Below are 14205 nucleotides of genomic sequence, written 5' to 3'. Positions count from 1 at the left end.
TGAGTCGGCCCACGCGACGGCCGCCCGGCTCGTCGCCCCTCCGCACGGGGGCTCTCCCCGTAGCGGCATTCCCAAAGGCAGGACTCGATGAGGACAAGACGTCTGCGGCGGCTCGCCGTAGGAAAGACCCTGGTCATCGCCGCCGCACTCGCCCTCGCGGTGTCAGGTGTCGCGTACGCCAACACCGTGGGGGTCACGGTGAAGACCCCCGGCGCCACGGCCGGCCCCGCCTCCACCTTCTCCGAGATCAGCACCAACGCCCACTGCACGAGCGGCCTGATCTCCGGCGGCGGCATCAACCAGGCCATCGGCACCGGCACTTCGTCCAACGGCAACAAGATCAACGGCACCTCGCCCAGCCCCGACGGCAGCACCGAGTACACCGGCTCCACCGGCGTCGTCGGCACCGACGTCGCCTACTGGCTGGGCATCGGCGGCAGCGGGGGAGCGGTCAACGCCGACTTCTCCAGCACCCCGTACGCCCTGTGCCTCACCAGCAATCTCATCAACCACACCCAGGTGGTGATGAACAAGATCGCCGCTCCGACCACCAGCGGCACGGTCGGCCTGGTCACCGCCACCTGCCCGGCGAACACCCGGCTGCTCGGCGGCGGCGCCCGCATCACGCCCGCGAGCGTCGGCAGCCTCAAGCCGATCGCGAGCTTCCCCACCTTCAACAACTCCGCGCACGACTACGGACAGAAGGCCGCGGCCGACGGCGAGACCAACCCCGACTCCTGGACCGCGGTCGGCTGGAACGGCGGTGGCGGCAACAGCAGCAACACCACCTACGCCTACGCCATCTGCAGCGGCAACAACATCAACATCGGCGGTACGACCGTCAAGGTGCGCTTCAGCGAGGTCAGCGGGCCCACCGCCGCGACCAGCGGCCAGACCGTGACCGCCGGCTGCGGCCAGAACGACGGCAAGCTCGTCAGCGGCGGGGCCGCGATCAGCGGAGGCAGCGTCACCACGACCGACTTCACCGGCCCCGGCTCCGTCGGCGACCACCTCAACGGCAGCTACCCCAGCGACTCCGGCGGCACCCCGGTCGCCGACGGCACCACCACGGCCGCCTACTGGACCGCCTTCACCCACACCGGCGGCGGCAGCTCGCCCAGCACCTCCTCCGACGTCTGGGCCCTGTGCGCCGACGACGGCGTCTGATCCCGCCGCGCCGCCCCCGATGATCCGACTCCTCCCTCAGGGAACCCCGTTGAGCCTCCTCAGAACCACGCTCCTGCCCGCGGTCGGCGCGGCCGGCCTGGTCGCGGCGGTCCTCGCGCCGCTCCCGGCCGGGGCCGCCGTCCCGGCCGATCCCGCCGACTCCTCCACCGCCGCCCCCGCGTCGCCCTGCGGCACCGGCGGCCTGTTCACCACCGCCCCGCCCACCTGCACCTACAGCACCGCCGGGAGGACGGACACCTTCACCGTGCCGGACGGCGTGGACGCCATCAGCGTCGACCTGTACGGCGCCGAGGGCGGCAGCGCGGCCGGCTTCGTCGCCCCCAACCCGCCGAACACCGGAGCACCGGGCGGACTCGGCGGGAAGAGCCAGGCCCGGCTGGCCGTCACCGGGGACCAGAAACTCCAGGTCACCGTGGGGGCAGCCGGCATCCCGGGCACCTCGCGGCACGGCGAGTTCGCCCGGCCGGGCGGATTCGGTCACGGGTCCGGCGGCGGGGGCGCCCATGGCGGCGGCGGTTCCGGCGGCGGCGCCTCCGATGTGCGGGTGGGCGACTTCGGCGCCGCCGACCGGGTCCTGGTGGCCGGCGGCGGCGGAGGCGCGGGCAACGGCGGACCGCTCCTGCACGGAGGGGACGGAGGCGGCCCGGTCGGCCAGGACGGCGGCCAGGGCGGCGGCCCCGACGGGTCCGGCATCGCCGGTGGCGGCGGAAGCCGGACCACACCCGGCACCGGCAGCCCCAACTCCGCCCTCGGCGGCCCCGGAGGCGCCGCGAGCGACACCGACCCCAACACCGGCCTGCCCAACCCCGGCAGCGGCGGCACCGGCGGCAACGGTGCCCGGGGCGGCAACGGCGGCGGCGGAGGCGGCGGTGGCTACTTCGGCGGCGGAGGCGGCTCCGGCGGCGGAAACCCGGGCAACCTCTACGGGGCCGGAGGCGGCGGCGGAAGCGGCTACGCGACACCGGCCGCGTCCGAGGTCTCCCTGCTCCAAGGCGTCAACCACGGCACCGGCAAGGCGGTCGTCTCCTTCCGCTACGGGACCACCGTCTCGCTCGCCACGGACACGTCCACCCCGCTCTTCGGCCACCCCGTCACCCTCACCGCCACCGCCGCCCCGGCGAACCCCGCCGCGGGCACCCCGAGCGGCACGGTGACCTTCTCGGACGGCACGACCCCGCTGGCGACCGTGCCGCTCGAAGCCGGCCGGGCCCGCTTCACCACCGGCGGGCTCCGCCCCGGCGCCCACGCGCTCACCGCCACCTACAGCGGCGACGAGAGCTTCACACCGAGTGCCACCGACGGGCCCACGGACCTCACGGTCGGCTTCAGCCGGCCCTGCATCACCACCGCCCACCACGGCGCCCTGACCGTCCCGGCCGACCAGGCGATCTGCATCGGCCCCGGCGGCAGCCAGGACGGCAAGGTCACGGTGCAGACCGGCGGATCGCTCGCCGTCTCGGACGCCCGGATCACCGGAGCCGTCACCGCCGACGGGGCTCTCGCCCTCGCCGTCTGCCGGTCCACGCTCACCGGGCCCCTCACCGTCAGGCACAGCACCGGCTACGTACGGATCGGTGGCGACGCGACGACCTGTGCGGGCAACGTCATCCGGGGTCCGCTGACCCTGGACGCCAACACCGGCGGCATCGGGGCCGGCGGCAACACGGTGACCGGGGCAGTGAGCATCACCGGCAACAGCGGCAGCGGCCCGCTGCCCGACGAGGGCACCCCCACCTTCGAGGACAACCAGGTCAACGGCCCGCTCTCCTGCGACGGCAACGAACCCGCCCTGAACCAGAGCGACAACACGGTGACCGGGCCGCGGTCCGGACAGTGCCGCTGACCCGGAGGCCCTAGAGCCGCGCCCTCTTGAGCGCCATGTGCAGCAGCAGGCGGTCCTCGCCGTCGTCCAGGTCCAGGCCCGTCAGCTGCTCCACCCGGGAGAGGCGGTAGTAGAGGGTCTGGCGGTGGATGCCCAGCTCGGCCGCGGCGCGGCCGGCCTGGCCCGCGCGGTCCAGATAGACCTCGGCCGTGCGGGCCAGTTCCTGGTGGGCGGGGGAGAGGAGGAGGGCGACGGCCGGGTCGCGGGCGGCCTCCGGGGGCAGCGCGGTCAGCAGTCGGTACGGGCCGATGCGCCGCCACTCGGCCACGGGCCCCAGCCGCGGCTCGGCCAGCGCGGCGCGCGCGGCGGCGGAGGCCTCCTGCCAGACCGTGCCCAGTTCGGCGAGGCCGGAGCGGGGTTCGCCGACACCGGCCGCGGCCGCGCCCGACCGCTTCCCCTCCGCCTCCTTCAACAGCCGCGAGGCCGCCGTCAGCGCGGGCACCGCCACATCCGTCGAGCGCAGCCGCACCAGGATCGCGAGACTCTGACCGGTCGTCCCCCACGGCACCGTGCACAGCGCGGTGGCGTGCGGGACCGTCCGGACCGAGGGGGCCTCGTCCGGGTCGGCCGAGGACCAGGGGGCGACGCAGACCAGGGTGTGCGGGGCGTCCGCGCGGGGACCCAGGGCCGTGCGGAACTCGGCCACCGCCATGTCCCGCTGCCACCCGCTCTCCGCCGTCAGCACCGCCCGCAGCTCCCGGCTCAGACCCGCCCCCGCCTGCGCCTCGTCGGCGAGCAGGGCACCGATCCGGCCTGTCACCCGCATCGCGGCGGTCAGCTGGGCGTCCGTGGGGCCGGGGTCGTAGTCCAGGAGCCAGACGTAACCCAGCACCACACCCCGATGGCGTACCGGCAGGCAGATACGGCCCCGGTTCACCCCCGCCTCCGGGGTCCGCGGGATCCGTACCGGTCCCGTCGCGCGCGTGATGCCGAAGCCCTCGAACCATGCCCGCACCGCCGCCGTGGAGCGCCGGGTCAGGATCGAGCGGGTGCGCACCGGGTCCAGCGCGGAGGGATCCAGGTCGCCCTCACTGTCGTACGCACCGAAGGCGATCAGCTCGAAGTCCCGGTTCTCCAGGGTCGCGGGCGCCCCCAGCAGCTCCGAGATCTCGTCCACCAGCTCCTGGTAATCAGCCTTGAATTCCGCCGCCACTCGGGCATTCTCGCGCATTTCCGGGCCGCCTTCATACATCTGTCTGAGATCCAGTGCACGGATGCGTGACAGCTGTCGATGGCCGACGATCGGAGAGATCCTTAGGTTTCACGGTGGTTCTCCGTGCCGTACCCGAATCGTGGGATGTCGGCCGTCTTCTGGTGCTTTTGTTGTGGAGGTGCCCCGTGCTGGGTCCCGTGATTCTCGCCGCGTCGCGCAGCGACCGGATGCGACGCCTGATCTCGGCGGCCCCGGTGACCAAGCAGGTCGTGGACCGCTTCATCCCCGGTGAGACCGTGCGCGACATCGTCCCGATCATCAAGGACCTGACCGCCAAGGGCCTGGAGCTGACGATGGACGTCGTCGGCGAGGACATCACCACCCCCGAGCAGGCCACCGCCGCCCGGGACGCCTACCTGGAGCTGATCGACCGGCTGCGCGACCTGGAGCTGGGCGAGAAGGTCGAGATGTCCGTCAAGCTGTCGATGTTCGGGCAGGCGCTGGAAGGCGGCCACGAACTGGCCCTCGCCAACGTCCGGCCCGTCGTCGTGGCCGCCGCCGCCATCGGCACGACCGTCACGCTGGACGCCGAGGACCACACCACCCTGGACTCGATGTTCGCCATCCACGAGGAGCTGCGCAGGGACTTCCCGCAGACCGGCTGCGTCATCCAGGCCTACCTCTTCCGCACCGAGGCCGACGCCCGCCGCCTCGCCGCGGCCGGCAGCCGCGTCCGCCTGGTGAAGGGCGCCTACAAGGAGCCCGCCGAGGTCGCCTACCAGCAGAAGCACGAGATCGACAAGGCCTACGTGCGCATCCTGAAGACCCTGATGGAGGGCGAGGGCTACCCGATGATCGGGTCCCACGACCCGCGCCTCATCGCCATCGCCCAGGAACTGGCCCACCAGGCCGGGCGCAAACTGGACGAGTACGAGTTCCAGATGCTCTACGGCATCCGCGGCGAGGAGCACCTGCGGCTGGCCGCCGAGGGCCACCGCATGCGCGTCTACACCGCCTACGGCACCGACTGGTACGGCTACTTCATGCGCCGTCTCGCGGAGAAGCCCGCCAACCTGCGCTTCTTCCTCCGCTCCATGGTCAGCAAGGGCTGAGCCCGAACACCCGCTCACGTACAAGGAGTTACGGATCTCATGGACGCTGTGACCCAGGTCCCCACCCCCGTCAACGAGCCGGTGCACGGCTACGCCCCCGGCTCGCCCGAGCGCGCCCGCCTGGAGGCCAAGCTCAAGGAGCTGGCCGAGAACCCGATCGACCTGCCGATGACCATCGGCGGCGAGCAGCGGATGGGCGCCGGCGAGACCATCCAGGTGGTCCAGCCGCACAACCACAAGGCCGTCATCGGCACCCTGCGCAACGCCACCCAGCAGGACGCGCAGGACGCCGTCGACGCGGCCCTGGCCGCCGCGCCGGCCTGGCGCGCGATGTCCTTCGACGACCGCGCGGCGATCATCCTGCGCGCCGCCGAGCTGCTGGCCGGCCCCTGGCGCGAGACCATCGCCGCCTCCACCATGCTCGGCCAGTCCAAGACCGCCCAGCAGGCCGAGATCGACACCCCCTGCGAGCTGGTCGACTTCTGGCGCTTCAACGTCCACTACGCCCGCCAGATCCTCGCCGAGCAGCCCCCGGCGAACTCCCCGGGCGTGTGGAACCGCATGGACCACCGCCCGCTGGAGGGCTTCGTCTACGCGATCACGCCCTTCAACTTCAGCGCCATCGCGGGCAACCTGCCCACCGCGCCCGCGCTGATGGGCAACGTGGTGGTCTGGAAGCCGTCCCCGACCCAGACCCACGCCGCCGTCCTCCTCATGCAGCTGCTGGAGGAGGCCGGTCTGCCCAAGGGCGTCATCAACCTCGTCACCGGTGACGGCATCGAGGTCTCCAAGGTCGCCCTCGAGCACCGCGACCTCGCCGGCATCCACTTCACCGGCTCGACCAGGACCTTCCAGTACCTGTGGAAGACCGTCGGCAACAACATCGAGAAGTACCGCTCCTACCCGCGTCTGGTCGGCGAGACCGGCGGCAAGGACTTCCTCGTCGCCCACCCGAGCGCGGACCGCGCCGTCCTGAAGACCGCCCTCACCCGCGGCGCCTTCGAGTACCAGGGCCAGAAGTGCAGCGCGACCTCCCGCGCCTACATCCCGGCCTCCATCTGGAACTCGGGCTTCAAGGAGGAGTTCGCGGCCGAGGTCGACTACCTGACCATGGGTGATGTCACCGACCTGTCGAACTTCATCGGCGCCGTGATCGACGACCGTGCCTTCGCCAAGAACAAGGCCGCGATCGACCGCGCCAAGGAGGACCCGACCTGCACGATCGTCGCGGGCGGCACCTACGACGACTCGGTCGGCTACTTCGTCCGCCCGACCGTCATCGTCTCCACCGACCCGGAGAACGAGGTCTTCCGCACCGAGTACTTCGGTCCGGTCCTCGGTGTGTACGTCTACGAGGACGACAAGTACGACGAGATGCTGGAGCAGATGGAGTCGGTCTCCGACTACGCCCTCACCGGCTCGGTCATCTCCAACGACCGCGCCGCGGCGGCGTACACGATGGAGAAGCTGCGCTACGCGGCCGGCAACTTCTACATCAACGACAAGTCGACCGGCGCCGTCGTCGGCCAGCAGCCCTTCGGCGGCGGCCGCGCCTCCGGTACCAACGACAAGGCCGGCGCCCCGCAGAACCTGCTGCGCTGGACCCTGACCCGCGCCATCAAGGAGACGCTGGTCGCGCCGACCGACTACACGTACCCGCACATGGGCTGATCCTCAGCCCCCCGAGCGACGGGCCGGGAAGCCTGACATCCGAGCAGGCTTCCCGGCCCGTTTCCAATTCAACCTTATATATCCATACCTGCGACTTACCCGCTAAATGTGCGATATGTGGCAATATGGCACGCGTGGCATTTGGTGCTAGTGGGAACTTCTTTGCCGAAAACCCTCGGCTGGGAGTGCTCAGACAGGCGAGAGGAGTACGTCATGATCGCCAAGCTGCTCGGCAAGCTGTCCTTCACCCGCCACTACGGTGCGTACGGGGAACACGACTGGAACGCGTACGCCGGCGACGACTGGGCTTGACCGCACTGCCGGCGGGCGCCCCCGGGCGCCCGCCGGCGCCAGGGATGATCTCGTGGGCCGAACGAACGAGCCGCCGCGGTTGCCCGGAGGCAGCTTCGCGGCCTGGAGCCGCGACCGGCTGGCACTGGCGCGCCGTGGCGCTGACGAGTGCGGGGACGTCTGGCAGCTGGAGCCGGGTGTCTACGTAGCCGCTACGGCCGGGCCGTGTGAAGACGTTCTGCGCCGCGCGCAGGACTTCCCCAAGGTGCCCTCGCCTCTCTTCCCGCCGTTGAAGCGGTCGAGTGGAGCACCGACACCTGAGGAGCGTGCGCGCGCTCACGCCGCCCGCATGCGTGGACTACGCGCCCAGGCGGTTGCGGCCCGGATCGGTGAGATCGCGCCCGGGGCCGCTCGATTTGCCGACCAGTGGCCCACGGGCCAGGACGTCGAGATTCTGCCCCCGGTCCGGCACGCCCTGGCAGAGATCGGCGTGCGCTACCTCTTCTCCGAAGACGCTCCCACCCTGATGCCCTTTGCCGCACAGCTCTTCCTGGCCCGGGAGGTGCTCGTACGCCCCTCGCGCTGGGTATGGCCGCACTGGGTCCCCACACCGGCACGGCGGTTCCGCACACGGCAGCAAGTCGCCTTCACCGACGCGCTGCGGCCCATCGTCCGCCGGCGCCGTTCATCGGGCCGGCTCGGTGACGACATGCTGGGACAGATACTCCGGCCCTCCTCCCGCTACGGCCTACTGCCGGAAGAGGCCGTCCTCGACACTCTCCCCGGAATCACCGTCGCCACCTTCGAGACACCTACCCGGGCAGCCGGATGGATCCTGCTCCACCTGGCCCGGTACCCCCAGGCAGCGAGCCGCGTCGCGGCCGAAGCCGCCCTGTTGCCCGCGGACCCGGCCGAGACGACCAGCGCCCACCTCGACAGCCTGCAATACACCCAGGCAGTGGTACGCGAGGTGCTCCGACTGCACCCCCCGAGCTGGCTGCTGACCCGGCGCGCCACGCGACAGACTCAGCTCGCCGACTACACCGTCGACGCCGGGTCCACCGTTCTCGTCTGCCTCTACACCGCCCACCGCGACGCACGGGAACACCCCGAGCCGGACCGGTTCCAGCCCGAGCGCTGGCTCGACGATTCGGACTCGTCGGCGAAACCCGGGGTCTTCCTCCCCTTCGGTACCGGGCCGCACGGCTGCGAGGGAGCCGCCCTGGCCATGGCGATGCTGACGCTCCTGACCGCGCAGACCGCCCGCCGCTACCGCTTGAGCGAACCGCCCGGACCGGAACCCGCCTACCAGGTCGCCACCTTCGAAGGTCTCGCAACCGTCGGCTTGCGCCTGCGTGCCACCTCGCGCAGCTGAGGGCACCCGGGAATCCCCCTCCAAAAGGGGGAGCGGTCACACTTGACCCATGACGGTGACGACGGACGACGGAGTACGGCTGTGGGCGGAGCGCTCGGGCGGCGAGGGCGACCCGCTGGTGCTATCCCACGGCGGGCCCGGCCTGTGGGACATGTTCGATGACGTGGCCGAGCTGCTCGCGGACGTGACCCCGGTGATCCGCTGGGACCAGCGCGGCTGCGGGCGCTCCGAGCGCTGCGACGGGCCGTGGACGAGCGAGCGGTTCGTCGCCGATCTGGACGCCGTACGACGACACTTCGGGCTGGAGCGGATGGCGCTGCTCGGTCACTCCTGGGGTGCGCAGCTGGCGCTGAGCTACGCCCTGGCGCACCCGGACCGGGTGAGCTGTCTGGTGTACGTCGCGGGCACGGGCATCGGCCCGGACTCCGACTGGTACGGCGCCTACCACCACAACTTCCTCACCCGTCTCGCCGACCACCCCGAACGCCTGGCCCGCTGGCAGGAGTTGACCGCACGCGCGGAGCGCACGCGGGACGAGGAGCGGGAGCGGGCGGTCCTGCAGTGGTCCGCGGAGTTCGAGGACCGGGACGGCGCCCTGGAGCCCGCCGGGCGCATGGCCGACCCGTGGTTCGGGATCAACGCCGAGTCCAACACGGTGCTCAACGAGGAGCGCAAGCGCGTCTGGGGCACCCCGGAGCTGTACACCGCCTGCCAGGGGCTCGACGTACCGGCGCTGATCATCGACGGTGCCCGGGACATCCGGCCGCGCACGGCCGTCGACTCCCTCGCCAAGGCCCTGCCCCACGCCCGTCGGGTGATCCTCCCGGACGCCGGGCACCTGCCGTGGGCGGAGGACCCGAAGGGCTTCCGGGAGGCGCTCAGGCTGGGGATGCTTGGTCCGTGACCCTTCCTCTGCGCACCGCCCACACCGCCGACCTCGACCCCGCCGACCTCCGCGCCGCCCGCGCCCTCCTGGACGAGGCCTTCGACGGGGGCTTCGCTGACGAGGACTGGGACCACGGCCTCGGCGGCATGCACGTCCTCGTCCACGACGATGCCGGGCTCGCCGCGCACGGCTCGGTCGTGATGCGGCGGATACGGCACCGGGGGCGCTGGCTGCGCACCGGATACGTGGAGGCCGTCGCCGTACGGGCCGATCTGCGCCGGACCGGGCTCGGCGGGCGGGTGATGGGAGCCCTGGAGCGGATCGTCGACCGGGCCTACGACCTCGGCGCGCTCTCCGCGAGCGAGGACGGCGCCCCGCTGTACACGGCCCGCGGCTGGCAGCAGTGGAGCGGGCAGGTGTGCGCCCTCTCGCCGGACGGGATCGTCCGGCTCCCGGAGGAGGAAGGGGGCGTGTACATCAGGCCCGCGCTCGCCGGACCCCTGGACCCGGCCCATGCCCTCGTCCTCGACTGGCGTGACGGGGACGTCGCCTGACGGCATGTCAGGCCAGTAAGGCCAGTCACGCCTTGCGGATCAGGATCTTCCCCGTGTTGCCGCCCCGCAGCATGAGCAGGAACGCCTCCACGATCAGCTCGAACCCGTCGACCACCGTCTCGTCCAGCGCGAGCGCCCCGCTGCGCAGGTGCGGTACGGCGAAGTCGTACAGCTCCTCCTGCGCGTCCAAGTGGCCGCTCACCAGGAAGCCCTCGATGCGCAGGCTCTTCTCCACGACATCCGCGTGGTTGAAGACGACCGGCGGCGCGTCCGGGGTGTTGTACTGGCTGATCGTGCCGATCCGCACCACCCGGCCCCGCTCCCGCAGTGCGCCGATCGCCGCGCCGAGATGGTCGCCGCCGATGTTGTCGACGAACAGGTCGATGCCGTCGGGGGCGGCCGCGGTGAGGAGTTCGGAGACCGGGGCGGAGTGGTAGTCGAAGGCCACGTCGTAACCGACCTGCTCCGTCAGGTACTTCACCTTCTCCGGTGAACCCGCGCTGCCGATCAGCCGGCCCGCGCCCAGCAGCCGGGCGAAGCGGCCGGTGGCCGTGCCGACCCCGCCCGCCGCGCCGGAGACGAACACGTCGTCGCCCTCGCGCAGCCCGGCGATCCGGGTGAGGCCGACGTAGGCGGTCAGGCCCGTGCCGCCCAGCACGCTGAGATACGCCGACAGCGGCACGCCCGCGTGGTGGGGGAGTCGCCTGACCTCCTCGGGGCGGACCACGGAGTGCGTGCGCCAGCCCTGCCGGTGGAAGACGATCTCGCCCTCGGGGAGCGCCGGGGTGCGGGAGGCGACGACCCGGCCCAGGGTGCGGCCCTCCAGCGGGGCGTTCAACTCGAAGTCGCCGTCCATCATTTCGCGGTGGTAGGGGTCCACGGACCAGTACAGGTTCTCCAGCAGGGCCGTACCCGGGGCCGGTTCGGGGACGGGGGACTCGGCGAAGCGGAAGTGGCCGGCGGTCGGGAAGCCGGTCGGGCGGGCGGTCTGCTGCACGGTGAGCGCGATCTCGGTCATGACAGGGGACCGTAGGAAGGAATGCCGGGGCCGGGCAGGGGGTTGCGCTCATGGAACGCGGCGATCCATGAGCCGCCCTCATAGACGCAGGTGGGAGCCCCCGGTGACAGCAGCTGACCTTGCCCCGCAGGAGCTGAGGACCCTGGTAGCCGTGGCCGACGAGGGCGGCTTCTCGGCGGCGGCCGCCCGGCTCGGGGCCACCCAGTCCGCCGTGTCCCACGCCGTGCGCGGCATCGAACGCAAGCTGGGCGTCGTCCTCTTCGAGCGCGGCCGGTTCGGTGCCCGGCCGACACCCGCCGGGGAGCGGGCGGCGGCCCATGCGCGGCGCGTGCTGCGGATGCTCCAGGCGCTGGCCGCCGACGCCCGGGGCGCGGGCACCGGCGAGGCCGCCGGAGCGCTGCGCGTCGCCGCCTTCCGCGGCGCGGCCCTGCATCTGCTGCCGCCCGTCCTGGAGCGGCTCGCGCTACGGCACCCGGGCATCGAGGTGAGCGTCACCGTCGTACGGGAACTGGGCCCCGGCACCGCAGGCGAGGTCGCCGAAGGACGGGCCGACCTCGGCATCGCCACCCTCGGCGGCGGCTCGCCGCTGCCCGCCGGGCTGGTCGGCGACGTGCTGCTGGAGGAGCCGTACTCCCTGGTCCACCCGGCCGGACACCCGGCCCCGCGCACCCTCCCGCTGGTCGACTGGATGGAGAACTGCGGCTCCTACACCCGCGACTGGTGGGCCGCCCAGGACTGGATCCCGGCCGCGACCGTCCGCGCCGAGGACGACGGGGCGGTGCTGTCGATGGTGGGCAGCGGTCTCGGCATGGCGATCATGCCCGCGCTCTCCCTCAGTGCGGCCCCGCCCTCCGTGGCCGTCACCGACCTGGGACCGGAGCGGCCGTCCCGTTCCGTCGGCTACGTCACCACCCCGGAACTGGCCACGACCTCCGCCGTTCGGGCGCTCGTCCGGGAGCTGCGCTCCCTCCACCCGCGTACGGCGAAAGCGCAGGTCACGGCGGTGTGACCCAGTCCACCGTCTCAGATAGTAGGAAGTCCGAGTAATTGTGGAGACAGGCGCGGCCCGCTCCCTTAACTTTGTAGGAGCCGAACGTCTCGCTCGATCAAGCGAATGGCGGTCGTGAGCCGGGCCCCGTGCAGGCAACCCCTGCGGCACCGCTCCCCGCCCCTCCGGCGTCTCGTAACCCCCCTTGCCGCACTCCGGTTTGCCGAAGGAGTCGATTTCCATGGCCGAGACGACCGTCCGCCGCCGAGTCCGCCACGTGTCCCGCACGAGCGAGTCCGACCGCAAGAACGCCGCCGCCGCCCTCCAGCGCGCCCTCGACCGCCGCGACAACGGCGGCGAGACCGGCCACTGAGCCGCCACTGATCCGGGAGCCGCACCCTCCCCCACTCTCGGCTTCGCTCGAGCGGGGGGACCCCCATGGGTGCGGCGCGGCCTCAGCCGCCGCGCCGCACCTCGAAGTGGTCGATCCGCCGTCCGTCCTCGGCCAGCGCCGACACCGTGAGCCGCGGTGACGGACCCGGACGCGCCTCCACCTTCAGCAGCGAGAAGCCGGTGTAGCGCACCCGCGACCACGAGGCCGTCTCCGGTGCGCGCTCCTTGCCCTTGGCCCAGTGGAAGGTCTCCACGTCCTCGTGCCGGGTGACCTGACCCTCGTAGCTGTCCTTGACGCCCGAGGGGAAGGAGTACAGGTCCCGGCCGCCGCCGCCCGCGGTGACGTACACGATCCCGTCCCGCGTCGGATCCGTCGACGCGCCGATCGGGACGGACCTGCCGACCTCACCGCCCTTGATCGCGTCCGTCCGCTCGTACACGTGGTTGTGCCCGTTGATCACCAGGTCCACCTGATGCTTCGCGAACAGCGGCAGCCACTCCTTGCGCACACCTCCGTCCGAGGCGTGCTGCGAGGTGGAGTACGCGCAGTGGTGGAAGTAGACGACCAGGAAGTCCACGCCCTTCGTCGCGCGCAGCTCGCCCAGCTTCGCGTCCAGCCACTTGGTCTGCCGGCCGCCGCTGTTCCCGAAGTTGGCCGGGATCTCGTACGACACGTCGTTGGCGTCCAGCGCCACGAAGCCGGTGTTGCCGTAGGTGAACGCGTAGGCGCCCGGTGTCCCGTGCGGGTCGAAGCCGTTGTCCGGCAGGGAGAACCGGGCCAGCTGTCCGCCGTAGCCGTCCGGCGAGTACCAGGCCTCCATGTCGTGGTTGCCGGTCGTCACCATCCACGGCACCGACCTGGCGACCGGGTCGTTCTGCTTCAGGAACTGGTCCCAGAACGTGGGGTCGTAGCCGTCCTCGGTCTGTCCGGCGCCGTTGACGTCGGCGTAGCAGATGTCGCCCGCGTGCAGATGGAAGGCGGGGTCCTGCTGCTTCACGAGGTGGTCGTTGGCGTGCGCGGCCTGCCCCACGCCCTGGTCGCCGAAGGCCGTGAAGACGAAGTGCTCCGGGGTCGCGGGTGCGGTGCGGAAGGAGGCGAGGGTGGCGCGGTGGGCGGGAGCGGCCGGGTCCCAGCCGTCGTGGCCGACGCCGTAGTAGTACGTCGTGCCGGGCCTCAGGCCGTCCAGGGCCGCGTGCACGTAGTACTGCTCGACCGCGGGCCGCACCCCCTGCACCCCGGGCGTGTTCAGGTTGCGCACCTCGGCCGGGATCCGGCGGCCGAGGTCGTCGGGGCGCAGCCCGACGCGCACGTACGGCCGCCGCACCGCGAACGGCACCTGCCAGGAGACCCGCATCTGTGTCTTCGGGTCGGCGCCGAAGGCCAGATGGCGGCCGAAGGGCCGGACCACCGAGCCGGACACCCTCGAGGCGGCCGGGGCCGGGCGCGCCGTACCGGAGGCGGAGGAACAGCCGGTCAGCAGGCCGCCCGCCACCGCGCCCGCCGTCACCAGGGTGCGGCGGCGGACCAGCCGGGTGTGCAGGTACTCGTACTGTTCCGCCATGCTCATGCGTTCGGCGAGCTGTCGCGGGATGCCGACGTCTGGGGTCTCCATGTCGGGGAAGATGCCACCGGGGTCCAACGCCCGTGTCACATACGGGTGAACGACAGCCGACGGGATGACACCCGCAACCCG

The 14205-nt window shown here is 72.1% G+C and carries 12 protein-coding genes; 9 read left to right on the top strand and 3 right to left on the bottom strand.

Features of this window, described 5'->3' with window-relative positions; genetic code table 11:
• Window positions 1-87: 87 nt before the first annotated feature.
• Both CRP49_RS04560 and CRP49_RS04555 read left to right on the top strand, forming a co-directional pair.
• Window positions 88-1167, top strand: a complete 1080-nt coding sequence (locus CRP49_RS04560; protein ID WP_097252252.1) for a hypothetical protein — start codon at window positions 88-90, stop codon at window positions 1165-1167.
• 49 nt (window positions 1168-1216) lie between these two features.
• Window positions 1217-3031: an Ig-like domain-containing protein gene (locus tag CRP49_RS04555; RefSeq protein ID WP_101374583.1), complete on the top strand. Its 1815-nt coding sequence runs from the start codon at window positions 1217-1219 to the stop codon at window positions 3029-3031.
• 10 nt (window positions 3032-3041) lie between these two features.
• On the opposite strand, the gene CRP49_RS04550 is transcribed toward CRP49_RS04555, so the two are convergent.
• The gene (locus tag CRP49_RS04550) at window positions 3042-4241 is read right to left on the bottom strand and encodes a PucR family transcriptional regulator (RefSeq protein ID WP_373560326.1); all 1200 of its coding nucleotides are present in this window, start codon (window positions 4239-4241) and stop codon (window positions 3042-3044) included.
• A gap of 167 nt (window positions 4242-4408) precedes the next feature.
• On the opposite strand from CRP49_RS04550, the gene CRP49_RS04545 reads away from it, so the two are divergent.
• The 5 genes from CRP49_RS04545 (at window position 4409) to CRP49_RS04520 (ending at window position 10112) form a co-directional block, all read left to right on the top strand.
• The gene (locus tag CRP49_RS04545; protein ID WP_097252249.1) at window positions 4409-5335 is read left to right on the top strand and encodes a proline dehydrogenase family protein; all 927 of its coding nucleotides are present in this window, start codon (window positions 4409-4411) and stop codon (window positions 5333-5335) included.
• 39 nt (window positions 5336-5374) lie between these two features.
• Window positions 5375-7006 (top strand): L-glutamate gamma-semialdehyde dehydrogenase, encoded by a 1632-nt coding sequence (gene pruA / locus CRP49_RS04540; protein ID WP_097252248.1) that lies wholly within the window; start codon window positions 5375-5377, stop codon window positions 7004-7006.
• Window positions 7007-7646: 640 nt separating this feature from the next.
• Complete coding sequence (locus CRP49_RS04530) at window positions 7647-8672, top strand: cytochrome P450 (protein ID WP_257033312.1); 1026 nt, start codon at window positions 7647-7649, stop codon at window positions 8670-8672.
• 49 nt (window positions 8673-8721) lie between these two features.
• Entirely contained in the window at window positions 8722-9576 is an 855-nt protein-coding gene (locus CRP49_RS04525) for an alpha/beta fold hydrolase (RefSeq protein WP_097252246.1), read from the top strand.
• Entirely contained in the window at window positions 9573-10112 is a 540-nt protein-coding gene (locus tag CRP49_RS04520) for a GNAT family N-acetyltransferase (RefSeq protein ID WP_097252245.1), read from the top strand. Before CRP49_RS04525 ends, CRP49_RS04520 begins: the two co-directional genes overlap by 4 nt.
• A gap of 25 nt (window positions 10113-10137) precedes the next feature.
• On the opposite strand, the gene CRP49_RS04515 is transcribed toward CRP49_RS04520, so the two are convergent.
• Window positions 10138-11130 (bottom strand): NADP-dependent oxidoreductase, encoded by a 993-nt coding sequence (locus CRP49_RS04515; RefSeq protein WP_097252244.1) that lies wholly within the window; start codon window positions 11128-11130, stop codon window positions 10138-10140.
• Between the two features lie 103 nt (window positions 11131-11233).
• Here CRP49_RS04515 and CRP49_RS04510 point away from each other — a divergent pair, with 103 nt between their 5' ends.
• Together CRP49_RS04510 and CRP49_RS47695 are read left to right on the top strand one after the other, a co-directional pair.
• Window positions 11234-12139, top strand: a complete 906-nt coding sequence (locus CRP49_RS04510) for a LysR family transcriptional regulator (RefSeq protein WP_097252243.1) — start codon at window positions 11234-11236, stop codon at window positions 12137-12139.
• A gap of 220 nt (window positions 12140-12359) precedes the next feature.
• Window positions 12360-12491 (top strand): hypothetical protein, encoded by a 132-nt coding sequence (locus CRP49_RS47695; protein ID WP_015493350.1) that lies wholly within the window; start codon window positions 12360-12362, stop codon window positions 12489-12491.
• 82 nt (window positions 12492-12573) lie between these two features.
• On the opposite strand, the gene CRP49_RS04500 is transcribed toward CRP49_RS47695, so the two are convergent.
• Window positions 12574-14124: a metallophosphoesterase family protein gene (locus tag CRP49_RS04500; protein ID WP_097257186.1), complete on the bottom strand. Its 1551-nt coding sequence runs from the start codon at window positions 14122-14124 to the stop codon at window positions 12574-12576.
• Between the last annotated feature and the right edge of the window lie 81 nt (window positions 14125-14205).

The sequence above is a fragment of the Streptomyces sp. Ag109_G2-15 genome (genome assembly GCF_900215565.1).
Taxonomy (GTDB): domain Bacteria; phylum Actinomycetota; class Actinomycetes; order Streptomycetales; family Streptomycetaceae; genus Streptomyces; species Streptomyces diastatochromogenes.
Note: the sequence above shows the minus strand (reverse complement) of the source record. Positions and strands in the feature narration are given on the sequence as shown.